At 74.0% G+C, this 16,379-nt stretch carries 14 protein-coding genes and 1 pseudogene; 8 read left to right on the top strand and 7 right to left on the bottom strand.

The annotated features are described in order from the left end of the window. Positions 1-49 precede the first annotated feature (49 nt). Positions 50-2,104 carry a thioredoxin domain-containing protein gene (locus tag IE109_RS12310; protein ID WP_189550839.1) on the bottom strand — a complete coding sequence of 685 codons (2,055 nt, stop codon included), beginning with the start codon at positions 2,102-2,104 and terminating at the stop codon, positions 50-52. Between the two features lie 245 nt (positions 2,105-2,349). On the opposite strand from IE109_RS12310, the gene IE109_RS12305 reads away from it, so the two are divergent. Then, positions 2,350-5,577 (top strand): tetratricopeptide repeat protein, encoded by a 3,228-nt coding sequence (locus tag IE109_RS12305; protein ID WP_189550838.1) that lies wholly within the window; start codon positions 2,350-2,352, stop codon positions 5,575-5,577. Between the two features lie 174 nt (positions 5,578-5,751). Here IE109_RS12305 and IE109_RS12300 read toward each other — a convergent pair whose 3' ends face one another. Together IE109_RS12300 and mca are read right to left on the bottom strand one after the other, a co-directional pair. Beyond that, positions 5,752-6,006, bottom strand: a complete 255-nt coding sequence (locus IE109_RS12300; protein WP_189550837.1) for a hypothetical protein — start codon at positions 6,004-6,006, stop codon at positions 5,752-5,754. After that, positions 5,999-6,880: a mycothiol conjugate amidase Mca gene (mca, locus tag IE109_RS12295; RefSeq protein WP_189550836.1), complete on the bottom strand. Its 882-nt coding sequence runs from the start codon at positions 6,878-6,880 to the stop codon at positions 5,999-6,001. Before mca ends, IE109_RS12300 begins: the two co-directional genes overlap by 8 nt. 150 nt (positions 6,881-7,030) lie before the next feature. Between mca and IE109_RS12290 the strand changes: the two genes are divergently transcribed. Further along, positions 7,031-7,432 (top strand): DUF4307 domain-containing protein, encoded by a 402-nt coding sequence (locus IE109_RS12290; protein ID WP_189550835.1) that lies wholly within the window; start codon positions 7,031-7,033, stop codon positions 7,430-7,432. A 177-nt stretch (positions 7,433-7,609) separates the two neighbouring features. After that, on the top strand, positions 7,610-8,107 hold the full coding sequence (greA, locus tag IE109_RS12285; protein WP_189550834.1) for a transcription elongation factor GreA: 498 nt from the start codon (positions 7,610-7,612) through the stop codon (positions 8,105-8,107). 161 nt (positions 8,108-8,268) lie between these two features. Here the strand turns inward: greA and IE109_RS12280 are convergent, their stop codons facing one another. The 3 genes from IE109_RS12280 to ilvA all read right to left on the bottom strand — a co-directional run bounded on the left by IE109_RS12280 (position 8,269) and on the right by ilvA (position 11,530). Then, positions 8,269-9,117, bottom strand: coding sequence for an ABC transporter permease (locus IE109_RS12280; protein ID WP_229890944.1), 849 nt, complete (start codon positions 9,115-9,117; stop codon positions 8,269-8,271). Between the two features lie 5 nt (positions 9,118-9,122). Continuing rightward, a complete protein-coding gene (locus IE109_RS12275; protein ID WP_189550832.1) occupies positions 9,123-10,145 on the bottom strand; it encodes an ATP-binding cassette domain-containing protein in 1,023 nt (340 codons plus the stop codon). A 155-nt stretch (positions 10,146-10,300) separates the two neighbouring features. Further along, positions 10,301-11,530 (bottom strand): threonine ammonia-lyase, encoded by a 1,230-nt coding sequence (ilvA, locus tag IE109_RS12270; RefSeq protein ID WP_189550831.1) that lies wholly within the window; start codon positions 11,528-11,530, stop codon positions 10,301-10,303. Between the two features lie 113 nt (positions 11,531-11,643). Here ilvA and IE109_RS12265 point away from each other — a divergent pair, with 113 nt between their 5' ends. The 3 genes and pseudogenes from IE109_RS12265 to IE109_RS12255 all read left to right on the top strand — a co-directional run bounded on the left by IE109_RS12265 (position 11,644) and on the right by IE109_RS12255 (position 13,120). Continuing rightward, positions 11,644-12,174, top strand: a complete 531-nt coding sequence (locus IE109_RS12265) for a MarR family winged helix-turn-helix transcriptional regulator (RefSeq protein ID WP_189550830.1) — start codon at positions 11,644-11,646, stop codon at positions 12,172-12,174. 59 nt (positions 12,175-12,233) lie between these two features. Then, positions 12,234-12,701, top strand: a pseudogene (locus IE109_RS12260) (sigma factor-like helix-turn-helix DNA-binding protein); the annotation flags it as partial. Between the two features lie 164 nt (positions 12,702-12,865). Continuing rightward, positions 12,866-13,120 (top strand): hypothetical protein, encoded by a 255-nt coding sequence (locus tag IE109_RS12255; protein ID WP_189550829.1) that lies wholly within the window; start codon positions 12,866-12,868, stop codon positions 13,118-13,120. 29 nt (positions 13,121-13,149) lie between these two features. On the opposite strand, the gene IE109_RS12250 is transcribed toward IE109_RS12255, so the two are convergent. Then, complete coding sequence (locus tag IE109_RS12250; protein ID WP_189550828.1) at positions 13,150-14,304, bottom strand: cystathionine gamma-synthase; 1,155 nt, start codon at positions 14,302-14,304, stop codon at positions 13,150-13,152. Between the two features lie 60 nt (positions 14,305-14,364). On the opposite strand from IE109_RS12250, the gene IE109_RS12245 reads away from it, so the two are divergent. Continuing rightward, complete coding sequence (locus IE109_RS12245; RefSeq protein ID WP_189550827.1) at positions 14,365-15,474, top strand: hypothetical protein; 1,110 nt, start codon at positions 14,365-14,367, stop codon at positions 15,472-15,474. A gap of 173 nt (positions 15,475-15,647) precedes the next feature. Further along, the gene (gene msrA / locus IE109_RS12240) at positions 15,648-16,310 is read left to right on the top strand and encodes a peptide-methionine (S)-S-oxide reductase MsrA (protein WP_189550826.1); all 663 of its coding nucleotides are present in this window, start codon (positions 15,648-15,650) and stop codon (positions 16,308-16,310) included. The last annotated feature ends 69 nt before the right edge of the window (positions 16,311-16,379 follow it).

Here is a 16,379-nt window from a genome sequence, read left to right as displayed (position 1 = left end):
CAGAGGGTGACAGTCAGGAGGTGTCTGGATAAAAACTCTGTATCCGGCGTCAGTTGGCCAGTTTTGCCGCCAGATCCTCCGGATCTGTGGTAGGCGCCTCACAGGTGAAGTGGCGGCAGACGTACGCCGCGGGCCGCCCGTCCACCAGGGGGCGGTCCCTGAGCAGCGGGAACTCCTCCTCGGCCGCCGGTGCGCCGAGGGGGCCCGCGGCCGGTTCGCCGAAGGCCACCACGGCGCCGGGGGCGGTGCCCAGCAGCGCGGCGCGGTGCAGCGCGCGAGCGGCGTCGTCGTCCCGGTGGCCGACGACGGCGACCTCGCGCGGCCCGTCGAGGAGCGCCTCCGCCACGGCGAGGCCCCAGCCGATGAACCGGGGCGCGCGCGGGCCGAGGGCCTTCACCACGCCCAGGGCGCCCTCGGCGGCGGCGCGGTGGGCCTCGGAGCCGGTGTGCGCCGCGTACGACAGCAGGGCACCGGCGGCGGCCGTCCAGCCGGACGGGGTGGCGTTGTCGGTGGGGTCCTGGGGCCGGCGGATCAGCCGCTCGGCGTCGTGCGCGGTGTCGAACAGCGCGCCCCCCTCGCCGGTGAACCGGTCCAGCACGATGTCGAGGAGGAAGCCGGAGAACTCCAGCCAGACGCCCTCACCGGTCACGGCCGCCAGCGCCAGGAACCCCTCGGCGACGTCGGCGTAGTCCTCCAGCACCCCGGCGTTCGCTCCGGCGTGCCCGTCCCGGGAGGTGCGGCCGAGCCGCGCGCCGGAGCCCAGGTGCAGCCGTACGAGCAGGTCGGCGGCCTCCGTGGCCCGCTCGACGAGGTCGGGCCGGTCGAAGTAGGCACCGGTCTCGGCGAGCGCCGCGATCGCCAGGCCGTTCCAGGCGGCGACGATCTTGTCGTCCCGGCCCGGACGGGGGCGCTCCGCACGGGCGGCGAGCAGCCGCTCGCGGATCCCCTCCAGCCGCTCGGCGTCGACGACCCCGGTACCCCGCGGCAGTTGCAGCACCGAGGCACCCTTCTCGAACGTGCCCTCCTCCGTGACGCCGTAGTGCCGGGCGGCGTACGCGGCGTCCTCGTCGCCGAGCACCTCGCGCAGCTGCTGGGGCGTCCACACGTAGAAGGCGCCCTCGACGTGGCTGCCGGTGCCGTCGTCGCTGTCCGCGTCCAGCGCGGAGGCGAACCCGCCCTCGGCGGTGCGCAGTTCCCGCACCATGAAGTCCGCGGTCTCCAGGGCGACCCGGCGGGCCAGGTCGCTGCCGGTGACCCGCCACAGGTGGGCGTAGACACGGCACAGCAGGGCGTTGTCGTACAGCATCTTCTCGAAGTGCGGCACGACCCACTCGCGGTCCACCGAGTAGCGGGCGAACCCGCCGCCGAGCTGGTCGTAGATGCCGCCCCTGGCCATCGCCTCGCAGGTGTCGGCGGCCATCTGAAGGGCGCCCTCGGCCCCGGTGCGGGCGTGGTGGCGCAGCAGGAACTCGATCACCATGGACGGCGGGAACTTCGGCGCCCCGCCGAAACCGCCGTGCCGGTCGTCGTAGTCGCGGGTGAGCCCGAGCAGCGCCTGGGCGAGCTCCTGCTCGCCGGGCGCGCCGGCCCCGCCGTAGGCGAGGGACCGCCCGGACAGCTCCCGCACGATGTTGCCCGCGACCTCGTCCACCTCCTCGCGCCGGTCGGCCCAGGCGATCGCGACGCCCTGGAGGACCTGCGGGAAGGACGGCATGCCGTGGCGGGGCGCGGGCGGGAAGTAGGTACCGAAGTAGAACGGCTCGGCGTCGGGCGTCAGGAACACGGTCATGGGCCAGCCGCCGTGGCCGGTGGCGGCCTGCACGGCCTCCATGTAGACGGCGTCGACGTCCGGGCGCTCCTCGCGGTCGACCTTGACCGGGACGAAGTGCTCGTTGACGTACTCGGCGGTCGTCGCGTCCTCGAACGACTCGTGCGCCATGACGTGGCACCAGTGGCACGAGCTGTAACCGACGCTGAGCAGCACGGGTACCCCCCGGCGCCGCGCCTCCTCGAAGGCCCCGTCCGACCAGGGCCACCAGTCGACCGGGTTGTCGGCGTGCTGGAGGAGGTAGGGGGACGTCTCATGGGCCAGTCGGTTCGCCATACCACCCATCCTGCCGGATGCGCGTGGCCGGTGCCTCGGACGTCCGGGGCGGCGGCCGAGTCGGCCGGGACGCGGATCGGCGGTCGGGCGTGTCCCGGAGCCGTCCGGCGGTCCGGCCGTCCGGCGGTCCGGGAGCGATCCGGCCGGTGGGGAGCGCGGGTTGTCCACAGCCCCTCGCGCCGATCAGCCGTGCGGCGGACACTTGTCCCGGAACGATCGCCGGCGGAGGGGGACGGATGACGCGGATGCGGGACAGCCATCGTGCGGAGGCGCAGCGGCTGCTGGCCAGGGCTGTGGAGGAGGAGGTACGGCGCTCGGGCGGCCGTGCCGACGCGGCGGTGCTGCTGGCGCGGGGCCGGGACGCGCTGGACACCATGGCGGCGGGCGCCGCCGAGGAGTACGCGGCGTTCGTGGCGGCGCTGGACGAGGCGCGGGTGGACCCGGTCCCCCTGGCGGAGCGGTTCGACCGCCGGGCCGTCGGGGCGCCCGCGCTGGTCACGGCGGTCGCCGCGGTGGCCGCCGCCGGCGCGGACCTGGCGCTGGGCACGGCGGCGGGCACGGCGCTGGCCGCCGGGGCGGCCGTCGCCGTCGCCGGGGCGGCGGCGACGGTGCTGCGGGCGACGGCGGCGCACTGGCCCGCCGCGCACCGGCGGGCCGGCGAGCTGGGCCGGCCCGGCGGCGCCGAGCAGCTGCGGCTCCAGTGGCTCACGGCGCTGGAGGTACGGGGGGTGCGCCCCTTCCTGGACCAGCAGCGGATCCTGGCGGCCGCCGCCGCGAAGAAACCGGAGCCGCGGGCGGCGCCCCGGCTGCGGGGGCTCGACCGCAGCGCGATCGCCCGCCGGCGCGCCGCCCTGGAGCAGTCCTACGGGCACCTGCCGGAGCCGGACGCGCCGTTCGCGGGGCGGCGTGCGGAGCTGGAGCGGATCGAGCGGTGGGTGCGCGAGGCGCGGGCCTCCACCGAGACGCGGCCCGTGGTCGTGGTGCTGCACGGCGAGCCCGGCGCGGGCCGCACGGCGCTGGCCGTGCGGGCCACGCACCGGCTGCGGGACCTGTTCCGCGGCGCGTGCCTGGTCGACCTGCGGGGCGCGGGGGGCGATGAGCCGCCCCTGACGACCCGGGACGCCCTGCTGAGCCTGCTCAACCGGCTGGGGGCACCGCGTGAGCAGTTGCTGCCGCGCGAGCGGACGTCGGCCGACCAGCAGGCGCGCAGGCTGGCCGAGGTGTACCACCAGCATCTGACCGGGCTGCCGGTCACCGTGGTGCTGGACGACGCGCACGACGCGGCCCAGGTGCGCACGCTGATCCCCGAGCGCTCGGACGGCCTGGTGCTGGTGACGGCGCGTGAGCCGCTGGAGCTGGGCGAGGACGTGCCGGCCTGGGTGCACCACCTGCCGGTGGGCGCCCTGGACGGGCCGGACGCCGAGGAGTTGCTGCGGTCGGCGTCCGAGGGGCCGCGCCCCGGTCCGTTCGACGCGGCGGGCACGGAGCGGCTGCGGGAGCTGTGCGGGGGGCTGCCGCTGGCCCTGCGGGTGGCGGGCCCGGCGGTCGGTGTCCGTCCGGTGGGCGAGGTCGCGCGGGAGCTGGCCGCGCGGACGGGCGGTCCGGTGGAGCGGGCCCTGGCGTTCCGCTACGCCACCGACCTGGACGACGACCAGCGGCGGCTGCTGCGGCGCCTGGCTCTGGCGGGCCGCGCGTCCCTCGGCGCGGCGGCGGCCGCGGCGCTGCTGGCCGCCGGTGAGGAGGAGGCCCGGCAGCGGCTGCGGGAGCTGGCGGGCGCGGGCCTGCTGGACCGGGCGCGGGGCGACCGGTTCCGGCTGCACGACGCGGTGCGGGCGTTCGCGGCGGCGCGGCTGCGCGAGGAGGAGGACGCGGAGGCGATCGCCGCGGCGCAGGAGCGGCTGGTGCGGAACTACGCGGAGCTCGCCGACGCGGTGATCCGCATGGTCGACGGCAAGATGTCGACGCGGGCCGGCCAGGGGTCCCGGTTCGACGGGCACGGCTTCGCGTCGCCGGACGCGGCGCTGCGCTGGCTGGACGACGAGTCGGCGTTCATCACGGCCGCGCTGCGGGGTGCGGAGGGGGTGAGCCGGCAGACGGTGCTGGACCTGCTGGGCGCGCTGTGCGACTACTGCCTGCTCCGCGGCGACCTGCACCGGCTGGGCGAGCTCCAGCGGCTCACCGAGGCGGTGGACCAGGGGCTGCTGGTGCGGTCGGTGCGGTGGCGTACGGGGATCGCGGCCCGGCAGCTGGGCGAGCTCGACACGGCGCGTACCACGCTGACCTCCGTGGTGTCGCTGTACCAGGAGGCCCACCAGGACGCCGGGGCGGCGCTGGCGCTGTGCTCGCTGGGCATCACGCTCCACCACCAGGGCAACCTGCCGGAGGCGGCGGTGCGGCTGCGCGAGGCGCTGGAGCTCCAGGAGCCGCCGGAGCTGGCCCCGGACCGGGCGTGGACACTGCACGCCCTCGGCGCGGTGGAGCGCGACCGGGCGAACCTCGGGGAGGCGCGGGCGCTGCTCGGCACGGCGCTGGCGCTGCACCGGGAGAACGAGTCGCCGCACGGCGAGGCCTGGACGCGCTTCCAGCTGGGGCAGGTGTGCCTGCGGATGGGCGAGGTGCCGCGCGCCGAGGGGGAGCTGCGGACGGCGCTGGAGCTGTACGGGCGCACGCACGACGGGCGCGGTGAGGCGTGGGCGCTCACCCAGCTTGGCCGGGCCCGCCTGGTGGCGGGTGATCCCGGCCCGGCGGCCGGGCAGCTGCGCACGGCCCTGACCCGCCACCGGGACAACGAGGACGTGCGCGGCGAGGCGTGGACGCTGTACTACCTGGGCCAGGCGCTGGAGGAGGCGGGCGACACCGACGAGGCGGTGCGCGAGCTGGAGCGGGCCCGCACGATGTTCTCCCGGATGCGGGACGTGTACGGCCTGGCGTGCGCCCGCCACCACGCGGGCCGCGTCACCCGTGACCAGCGCGCCGCCCGGACGGGCAACCTCCGCAACTCCGGCTTCGCCCGGCAGCTGCTGGTGGACGCCCGCGCGGACTTCCGCCGCATCGGGGTCGCGCACGGCGAGGCGTGGACGTGCCTGGAGCTGGCGGTGATCGACGCGGGCAACAGCCGCGCCCCGCAGGCGCTCGCTCTGACGGACGAGGCGACGGCGTTGTTCGCCTCGTACGGCGACCTCCGCGGCGCGGACTGGTCGCGCTTCCTGCGCTGCACGCTGCTGCCGTACGGCTCGCCGGGCGGGGTGGAGGTCGGCACGGTCGTCGCCCAGGAGGAACTCGCCGCGCTGGGGGAGGCCGCCCACCCGGCCCGGGACCCGCGGCTGACGGAGACCCTCACGGCCTGGTCCCTGGTCCTGGAGCGCGGCATCCGCCTGGAGTCGCCCTGGCAGGCGTGGACCCTCGGCCTGACCCCCGACCGCCACGCGCGCGAGGTCATGGGCGTCCCCACGGCGTCCGGCGCCCGCCCCTGAGGACGGAGCCGGACGCCGGACGCGAGAAAGGCTCCCGCACCGGACCCGGGGGGCCCGGACGCCGGACGCGAAAGGCTCCCGCACCGGACCCGGGGGGCCCGGGCGCGGGAGAAGGCTCCACGGCCACCGGGCAGGCGGTCGTGGAGCCGTGACGGCGAACGGCGACGGCGTCCGCTACCGCGCGCTCTTGCCGGGCGCGGGCTCGGCACCCGCGGCGGCGGGGGCCTGGGCACCGGCTTCCGGGGCCTCCTCGAAGTCGACCTTGCCCATGTGCCGGTTCATCGACTTCATCAGCAGCCACACGCCCACGGCCATGACCGCGAACACGAGGAAACCGAGGACGCCGGGGGTCACCTTGTTCTCGTCGAGCTCCTTGGCGGCGAGCGGGACGAGCTGGGTCAGTGCCTGGTGTGCGCTCATGTCAGGCATTGTCCCGGATGCCCGCGAAGAGGTCGTCCTCGGGGAGGGAGGTGTCCACCACGGACTTGGCCAGCTCGTAGTCCTCGGTGGGCCAGACCTCCTTCTGGATCTCCATCGGCACGCGGAACCAGCCGCCGTCCGGGTCGATCTGCGTCGCGTGGGCGATCAGCGCCTTGTCGCGGATCTCGAAGAAGTCGGCGCACGGCACGTGCGTGGTCAGGGTCCGCTCGGCGCGCTCGAACTCCTTCCAGCGCTCCAGCCACTCGCCGTACGGCGACTCCAGGCCACGGGCGAGCAGCGCCTCGTGCAGGGCGACCGTGCGGGGACGGTTGAAGCCCTGGTTGTAGTAGACCTTCGAGGGCTGCCACACGGGGCCGAACTCCGGCTCCGGGTACTTCTCGGGGTCGGCCGCGCCCTCGAAGGCCACCATCGTGATCTTGTGGGTCATGATGTGGTCGGGGTGCGGGTATCCACCGTTCTCGTCGTACGTGGTGATCACCTGCGGGCGGAAGGCCCGGATGGACTTCACCAGGCGCCCGGCGGCCTTGTCCACGTCCTCCAGCGCGAAACAGCCCTGGGGCAGCGGCGGCAGCGGGTCGCCCTCGGGCAGTCCGGAGTCGACGAATCCGAGCCACTCCTGCCTGACGCCGAGGATCTCGCGGGCCTCGTCCATCTCCTTGCGGCGCACCTCGTGGATGTTCTCCTCGATGTACGGGTCGCCCTGGAGCTTCGGGTTGAGGATGGAACCGCGCTCGCCCCCGGTGCAGGTCACGACCAGCACGTCCACCCCCTCGGACACATACTTGGCCATCGTTGCCGCGCCCTTGCTCGACTCGTCGTCGGGGTGGGCGTGAACGGCCATCAGTCGCAGCTGCTCAGTCAAGACTCGATCCTCATGAATTGTCACGGTCAACAAGAGCCGTCCCGCGGGGACGTCGTTGCGGGGTGGCGGCCGGGCGGCGGGCGGCGGCTTCTATAGTGACGGAATCGGCGGGCGGAAAATTCCGCCGTCCGGCCGAGGAAAGGAACGATCATGAGTGCGGTGCGGGAAGGGCTGCCCGAGGGCCGTTACGGCCGCTCGGCGGACGAGCGCGCCGACCGCACGCTCAAGATCGTCGGCTCGGTGCTGGGCGTCGCGCTGCTCGCCCTGGTGGGCTGGTTCGGGTACGACTACGTCGCCGGCCAGCGGGTCAGCGCCGAAATGATCAAGTTCGACGTCTCGGCCGACGACCGGGTGCAGGTGCACCTGGAGGTGCGCAAGGACCGGGACGCCAAGGGCTCCTGCACCGTGCGCGCCCTGGCGGAGAACGGCGCCGAGGTGGGCCACAAGGACGTCCGGTTCGACCAGGCCGTGGACCGGATCGACGAGGTCGTCACGGTGCGTACGACGGCCAGGGCGACCAGTACCGAGCTGCTCGGCTGCACGTCGGAGTAGACGCGCCACGCGTGGTCCGGTCTTTCCGCCGTGACCTGCGCGGACGCGGATTCCGTGGCTTTCGTCCTCCCCCTTGCCCGCCGAAATTGTTAGGCTCGTGGTTTCGCCCATCCAGGAAGGCACAATCCTTCTGGGTAGGGCGATGCTTTGTATTCCCAGTACCGACGAGGAGCACCTGTGACCCAGACCAGCGACAACGTCACCTGGCTCACCCAGGAGGCGTACAACCAGCTCAGGGCCGAGCTGGAGTACCTGTCTGGTCCCGCGCGAACCGAGATCGCGGCCAAGATCGCGGCTGCGCGCGAGGAGGGCGACCTGCGGGAGAACGGCGGGTACCACGCGGCCAAGGAGGAGCAGGGCAAGCAGGAGTTGCGCGTACGCCAGCTGACCCAGCTCCTGGAGCACGCGAAGGTGGGCGAGGCTCCCACGCAGTCCGGCGTCGTGGCGCCCGGCATGGTGGTCACGATCGCGTTCGACGGGGACGAGGACGACACCCTGGACTTCCTGCTCGCCTCGCGCGAGTACGCGAGCTCCGACATCGAGACGTACTCCCCGCAGTCGCCGCTCGGCTCGGGCGTCAACGGCAAGAAGGTCGGTGAGGACGCCCAGTACGAGCTGCCCAACGGCAAGAAGGCGTCGGTGCGGATCCTCGACGCGAAGCCCTACTCCGGCTGACCCGGGGCACGGGCGCGCCGGAGCACGGACACACGAACACGGGGAAGGGCCGGGCCGCACACGCGGCCCGGCCCTTCCCCGTCCGTCGTCCGGCCGTTGCCCGTCCGGACCCGCCCTTCTCCGTCCGGCGCCCCTTCCGCCGGTCGTCCTCCTCCGTCCGGTCAGCCCGCCGAGCGGTACTTGCGCACCGCGAGGGTCCGGAAGACCACCAGGATCAGCAGCGACCACAGCACCGACGCGAGGATCGGGTGCTGCATCGGCCACGCGCCGGGCGCCTCGAAACCGGGAGGCAGGTTGCCGAACAGTTCCCGGCAGGCCTGCACGGTGGCGCTGAAGGGGTTCCACTCGGCGATGTGCCGCAGCACGGTCGGCATCTTGTTGGCGTCGACGAAGGCGTTCGAGATGAACGTCAGCGGGAACAGCCAGATGAGGCCGCCGGAGGTGGCCGCCTCGGGCGTACGCACCGAGAGGCCGATCAGCGCGCCGATCCACGAGAACGCGTAGCCGAGCAGGAGCAGCAGGCCGAAGCCGAGCAGCACCTTGCCGATGTTCTCGTGCACCCGCCAGCCGAGGAGGACCGCGACGATCGCCAGCACGGCGAGCGTCAGGGCGGTCTGGACGAGGTCGGCGAGGGTACGGCCGGTGAGGACCGCTCCGCGCGCCATGGGCAGCGAGCGGAACCGGTCGATCAGGCCCTTGTGCATGTCGTCGGCGATCCCGGCACCGGCGCCCGCGGTCGCGAAGGTGACCGTCTGGGCGAAGATGCCGGCCATCAGGAACTCCCGGTAGGCGGCCGCCGAGATCGCGCTGCCGACCTCGATCGAGCCGCCGAACACGTACGTGAACAGCACCACGAACATGATCGGCTGCACGAGCCCGAAGATGACCATCTCGGGGATCCGGGACATCCGGATGAGGTTGCGCCGGGCGATCACGAGGGAGTCGGCCACCGACTGGCTGATCCCGCCGCGTGGCTTGGGGGCGGCGAGCCGGGGGGTGGTGCCGGGCACGGTGCTCACTTCGCGGCCTCCTCTCCGGCCGGCTCTCCGGCCGTCCCGTCGCCCTCGCCGGCCGCGCCGCCTGCGCGTTCCCCGGCCAGCTCGGCGGTGTGGCCGGTCAGCGAGATGAACACGTCGTCCAGGGTGGGGCGGCGCAGCCCGATGTCGTCGATCTCGACGCCCCGGGCGTCCAGCTCGCGGATGACCTCGGCGAGCAGCTTGGCGCCGCCGGTGACCGGGACGGTCAGCCTGCGGGTGTGCGTCTCGACGGCGACCTCGCCCTTGCCGAAACCGGCGAGGACGGCACGGGCCGGGACGATCTCGTCGGGCCGGTGGACGACCACCTCGACGCGCTCGCCGCCGGTGCGGACCTTCAGCTGGTCGGAGGTGCCGCGGGCGATGACCCTGCCGTGGTCGACCACGCAGATGTCGTGCGCCAGGTGGTCGGCCTCCTCCAGGTACTGGGTGGTCAGCAGCAGGGTCGTGCCGCCGGCGACGAGTTCCTGGATGACGTCCCACAGCTGCTGCCGGTTGCGCGGGTCGAGCCCGGTGGTCGGCTCGTCCATGAACATCACGGGCGGCGACACCACGAGCGCGGCGGCGAGGTCGAGCCGGCGGCGCATGCCGCCGGAGTAGGTCTTGGCGGGGCGGTCGGCGGCCTCGGCGAGGTTGAACCGCTCCAGCAGCTCGCCCGCGCGTATCCGCGCGGCCTTGCTCGTCATCTGGTAGAGCTGGCCGACCATGTGCAGGTTCTCGCGGCCGGTGAGGTACTCGTCGACGGCGGCGAACTGTCCGGAGAGCCCGATGGCACGGCGGACCTCGTTGGGGTGTTTCAGGACGTCCAGCCCCGCGACGACCGCCCTGCCGCTGTCGGGCTTGAGCAATGTGGTGAGGACGCGTACGGCGGTGGTCTTTCCGGCACCGTTGGGGCCGAGCAGCCCCAGGACCGTCCCCTCGGGGACATCGAGGTCCACGCCGTCCAGAGCCCGTACGTCGCCGAAGGTCTTGACCAGACCTTCGGCGTGAATTGCGCCTGGCATGTGGGTTCTCCCGTTGATGGGTGACGCTACCCAAAGCCTAGGGACGCCGGACGGAACCCGCCCGGCATTTATGTGACCGGCGCCACGGACCGGGACGCGCCACGGCGCGGCACTCCGCCGTTCCCCCGGCAGGACGGCCGGGGCGTCGCGGTGCCTCAGGGCATCACCGTGTAGCCCGCCTCCCGCAGGGCGGAGGCGACCTGCTCGCAGTGCTCCGGCCCCTTGGTCTCCAGGTGCAGCTCCACCTCCACCTCCGTCAGGCCGAGCCGCGGGTCCGTACGGACGTGGCCCACGTCCAGTACGTTCGCGTCCGCAACCGACAGGACGGCCAGCAGGGTCGCCAGCGCGCCCGGGCGGTCCGTCAGCCGCAGCCGCAGGCTCAGGTAGCGGCCGGCCGCCGCCATCCCGTGCCGCAGGATGCGCTGCATCAGCAGCGGGTCGACGTTCCCGCCCGACAGCACCGCCACCACCGGCCCGCCGAACGTCTCCGGCGCTCCCAGCAGGGCCGCCACCGGGCTCGCCCCGGCCGGCTCCACCACCAGCTTGGCCCGCTCCAGGCACAGCAGCAGCGCCGACGACAGCTGGTCCTCGGTGACCGTGCGCACCTCGTCGACCAGCTCCCGCACGATCGCGAACGGCACGTCCCCGGGCCGCCCGACGTGGATGCCGTCCGCCATCGTGGGCGAGGTGTCGATGCCGAGCGGATGGCCGGCCGCCAGCGACGGCGGGTACGCGGCCGCCGCCTCCGCCTGTACGCCGATCACCTTCACGTCCGGCCGCAGCGCCTTGACCGCCACCGCGATGCCCGCCGCCAGCCCGCCGCCGCCGATGCCGACCACGATCGTCCGCACCTCGGGGCACTGCTCCAGGATCTCCAGCCCCACCGTGCCCTGACCGGCGATGACGTCCCGGTGGTCGAAGGGGTGGATGAACACCGCTCCGGTGTCGTGCGCGTACTCCTGCGCCGCCGCCAGCGTCTCGTCCACCACGTGCCCGTGCAGCCGCACCTCCGCCCCGTACTCCCGCGTCGCCGCCACCTTCGGCAGCGGAGCCCCCACGGGCATGAACACCGTGGACCGCACGCCCTGGAGCGACGAGGCCAGGGCGACGCCCTGCGCGTGGTTGCCGGCCGACGCCGCGACGACCCCGGCCGCCCGCTCCTCCGGGCGCAGGCCGGAGATCCGCACGTACGCGCCCCGCAGCTTGAACGACCCGGTCCGCTGGAGGTTCTCGCACTTGAAGTGGACCGGCGAGCCCACCAGCCGCGACAGGTACCGGCTGCCCTCCATGGGGGTCACCCTGGCGACGCCGGAGAGCATCTTCTGCGCCCCGCGGACGTCGTCGAGGATCAGGGGGTGTGAGGGGTATGGCGTACCGAAGCTCATGACGCCAAGTCTCGCAGCTCATCACGTTTGCGCAGCGCCGGTACCAAGGCGCGCGGGTCCGCGTACTCTGTCCCCCACCAACCGACCACCACCGCACGAGAGAGCCCCGAGCCATGCCCACATCTCAGGACATGACGACTGATCTCGACCCCGGTCTCCTCGATGCCCTCCAGCACCAGGTGGCCGTCTTCGCCCGCCGGGCCGAGCAGACCCGCCTCGGCGGCACCGGCCAGCTCCGCAACTCGATGGACCGCGCCGCCTACCTGCTCCTCAACCGCCTCGACCAGGAAGGCCCGATGGGCGTCAAGGCGCTGGCGGCGGGCATGGGCATCGACTCGTCCACCGTCACCCGCCAGGTCGCGCCGCTGGTCGACACCGGCCTGGTCAAGCGGACCTCGCACCCGGAGGACGGCCGCGCCGTCGTGCTCCAGCTGTCGCCTCGGGGCCAGGCCCGCCTGGAGGAGGTCCGCTCCTCGCGGCGCGAGCTGATGGCGCAGGTGACGGACGGCTGGACCGAGGCCGAACGCGAGTCGTTCTGCACCCTGCTGACCCGCTTCAACTCCGCGCTCTCCGCCCGCCAGGCCGGCCTGCCGCCGGTGGAGCGGGAGACCGAACGGGACACGGAGACGACTCCCGCCTCTTGACCCGCGCCGGGCGCCTGGCCTGATATGAGGACGTGCGAGAGCAGCGGCGGCCCCAGGCCATGGCGCGGCCCCCCGGCGCCCGGGAGCGGAACTTCGAGGCGTACGTCGCGGGCGCGGCGGGCAGGCTGCTGCACGCCGCCACGCTCCTGACGACCGAGCCGCCGGGCCGCGCCCCGCGCGCCCAGGCGCTGCTGACCGCCGCGCTGGGGACCACGTACGCCCGTTGGGACCGGCTGCGCGGGGAGGACCCGTACGACCTCACCCGCCGTGAGCTGGCCGGCCGGTTCGCCCGCGCCGCCTGGCGCTTCCACCGCCCCCGGGGCGGCGTCCTGTCCCGGCTGACCCCGCTGGAACGGCTGGTGGTCGTCCTGCGCCTGTACGAGGGTGTCGCCGAGGAGCAGACGGCCGCGCTGCTCGGGCTGCCCGCGGAACGCGTCCGGGCGACCTGCACGCGCGCGGTGAGTGTCCTGCGCGGGACGCACGGGACGGGGCGGGTGCCCGGGACACGGGAGGCCGCCGGGGCACCACACGTGGTGCCCGGCACGCGCGGGGACGCGCCCGGAGCGGCACCCGGGACGGCAACCGCCGTACGGCCCGCCCCCGGGAGGGGTCACACGCCAGGACCGGACCACCCGCCCGGGAGGGGCCGGCCGCCCGGGGCCGGCCAGGCGCCGGAAACGCGGGGCGCGCCATGAGCGCCTACGACCGCAAGGAGGACGAGGTCCGGCGCATGCTGGACGCCCCGCCGCGCGGCCAGGTCCCGCCGGACCTGCTGCCGCGCGCCCTCGACCGCGGCACGCGCGCGCTGCACCGCGCCCGGTTGCTGCGCCGCCTGCTGTGGCTGCTGCTCACGGCGTCGGCGGTCGCGTTCGCGGTGTGGGCGTCGGTCGCGGAGCCATGGCACACCCCGCCGGCCGGGGTCACGCCACCGTTCCTGGGCTGGTGACGTGTCCGGCCGCGCCCGGCGGGAGGACCTCAGGCCAGCGCCTGGCGCAGGTCCTCCAGCAGGTCGTCCACGTTCTCGATGCCGACCGACAGCCGCACCAGGTCCGCCGGGACCTCCAGCAGGGAGCCGGCGACGCTGGCGTGCGTCATCCGCCCCGGGTGCTCGATGAGCGACTCGACGCCGCCCAGGGACTCGCCCAGCGTGAAGAGCTTCGCGCGGTTGCAGACCTCGACCGCCGCCTCCTCGCCGCCCTGGACCCGGAAGGAGATCATGCCGCCGAAGCTCCGCATCTGCTTGGCGGCGACCTCGTGCCCCGGGTGCTCGGGCAGACCCGGGTAGAGGACCTGGGTGACCTTGGGGTGCTGCTGGAGCATCTCGGCCACGCGGGTGGCGTTCTCGCTGTGCCGGTCCATGCGCACGGCCAGCGTCTTGATGCCACGCAGCACGATCCACGAGTCGAACGGTCCGGCGACCGCGCCCATCGCGTTCTGGTGGTACGCCAGTTCCTCGCCGAGCGCCGCGTCGGCCGTCACCAGCGCCCCGCCGACGACGTCGGAGTGGCCGCCCATGTACTTGGTCAGCGAGTGCACGACGACATCCGCGCCGAGCGCCAGCGGCTGCTGGAGGTAGGGGCTGGCGAAGGTGTTGTCGACGACGAGCCGGACGCCCGCCGTGCGGGCGACGTCCGCGAGGGCCGCGATGTCGGTGATGCCGAGCAGGGGGTTCGACGGCGTCTCGACCCAGATGGCCTTCGTCCGGTCGGTGATCGCGTCCCGTACGGCCGCCGGGTCGGAGGTGTCGGCGACCGACCACTCCACGCCCCACCGGGCGACGACCTTCGCGAACAGGCGGAAGGTGCCGCCGTACGCGTCGTTGGGGATGACCACGTGGTCGCCGGGGGCCAGCAGCGTGCGCAGCAGGCAGTCCTCGGCGGCGAGACCCGAGGCGAAGGCCAGGCCGCGCCGGCCGCCCTCCAGCGCCGCGAGGTTCTCCTCCAGGGCGGTACGCGTGGGATTCGCGCTGCGGCTGTACTCGTAACCGCCGCGCAGGCCGCCCACACCGTCCTGCTTGTAGGTGGACACCTGGTAGATGGGCGGGACGACCGCGCCGGTCAGCGGGTCGGCGGTGTTGCCCGCGTGGATGGCGCGGGTCTCGAAGTTCTGGTGGGTGTGCTGGTCGCTCATGGGTCCCGAGCGTAGTCGCGGGCGGCCGAACGCACCGGGCGCGTCCGGGACAATGGCGTCATGGAGATTCTCGTGTTCCTGTTCGCGGTGGGTCTGATCGGCGTGATCGTGGTGCCGTGGCTGCTGCGCCGCCGCGCGGGCGGCGGCATTCGCCTGGTGGCGCCCGGTTCGCCGGACGCGGCCGACCCGAGCGCGTACGGCTTCGTGCTCCAGGAGGAGCTGGACGTGCGCATGCCGGGGCCGGACCAGGACCTCCTGGACGTGCTGGACGTGGTGCAGAGCACCCAGGACTGGCGGGCCGCGTCGCAGTTGCTGGCGGGCACCGCGAAGGACGGCGAGGTGCGCTGGCAGCGGGTGCAGGCGTTCGCCGGCGCCGCGTCGCTGGAGCTGGCCCGGCAGCCGGGGACGGGCGGGGCGTGGCTGCGGGCCTGGCGGGCCGAGAAGCCGAAGGACCCGGGGGGCGCCGAGGTGCACGCCGAGTTCCTGGTGCAGCAGGCGTGGCGCTCGTCCTCCGCGGGCACCGACGACTTCCGGATCATCCTGGAGGAGGCGCGCGCGGTCTGCGCGGAGGCCGCCCTGCTGGCGCCCGGAGACCCGGTCCCGTACATCACCGAGCTGGCCGTGGCGCGGGGCCTGGGGTTCACCCACGAGCAGTTCGACCAGGTGTGGGCGAAGATCATCGACAGGGCGCCGCAGCACATGGGGGCGCACCTGGCGGCGCTGCACTACTGGTGCGAGAAGTGGCACGGGTCGCGGAAGGACGCGGACCGGTTCGCGACGGCGGCCGCGGCGCGCGCCCCGCAGGGCTCGCTGCTCGCCGCGCTGCCGCTGTTCGCGGTCTTCGAGCACCTGCCGGAGGTGGCCCTGGTGCGGGACTTCTACGGCACCGAGGTGGTGTCGAAGGCCATGGAGGGCGCCCTGTACGCGGTGCACTCGGCCCGCCCGGACGACCCGATGCTGGCACACGTGCGCCATCTGCTGATCCACTTCCTGGTGCGGGCGGAGCGCTGGTCGGAGGCCATGCACCAGCTGGTCCACGTGGACGGCCACGTCGGCGCGCTGCCGTGGACGCTGAGCGAGGACCCGGCGGCGGAGTACGCGATCCACCGGGCGCTCGCCGTCGCGGGGTACGAGGCGAACGGCGGCAGCCCGGCGACGCTCCCCCACTGAGCACCGGCCACCGAGCACTGGCCACTGCCCCGGGGGCGACATGTGGGGCGCGGGGGTCACGGGGGGCGTGGGGGTCACTGGGTCACGGCCCGGCGGGGGGCGGAATTCCGCTCCCCGCCGCGGCGTTGTCCGGATGCCGTCCCCGCCGCGTCCGTACGAAGGAGACCCCCGTCATGCTGTTCGGCCGCACCCCCGTGCTTCCCACTCCCGACCAGGCCCTGCGCGGCCGGCCGGAGCCGGACTTCACCGTGCCCTCCCGCCACACCGTCCTCGGCAACCCGCTTGTGGGTCCCTACCCGGCCGGCCTGGAGGTCGCGGACTTCGCCCTGGGCTGCTTCTGGGGCGCGGAGCGGAAGTTCTGGCAGACCGAGGGCGTGTGGACGACCCTCGCCGGCTACCAGGGCGGTTACACGCTCAACCCGTCGTACGAGGAGGTCTGCTCCGGCATGACGGGCCACACGGAGGCCGTCCGGGTGGTCTTCGACCCGTCCGTGGTCTCGTACGACACGCTCCTGAAGCTGTTCTGGGAGTCGCACGACCCCACGCAGGGCTTCCGCCAGGGCAACGACGTGGGCACGCAGTACCGCTCGGCGCTCTACACCCACTCCCCCGACCAGGCGGCGGCGGCCGAGTCCTCGCGCGACGCCTACCAGCGGGTGCTGAACGGCTCCGGCTACGGGACGATCACCACCGAGATCCTCCCCGCCGACGGCCGCCCCTTCTACCCGGCCGAGGGCTACCACCAGCAGTACCTGGACAAGAACCCCGGCGGCTACTGCGGTATCGGCGGTACGGGCGTCTCCTGCCCGATCGGCGTCGCCAGGGCCGACGGCTGAGCGGTCCCGCGGCCGTTCGCGGCCGTCCCGTGCGGACGACGGCGTACCGCCTGCGGCTCGGGCCGTGGG

Origin of the sequence: Streptomyces lavendofoliae, assembly GCF_014649735.1 — a bacterium.
Taxonomy (GTDB): Bacteria; Actinomycetota; Actinomycetes; order Streptomycetales; family Streptomycetaceae; genus Streptomyces; species Streptomyces lavendofoliae.
The sequence above is the reverse complement of the archived record's forward strand: the minus strand, read 5'-3'. Positions and strand labels throughout refer to the sequence as shown.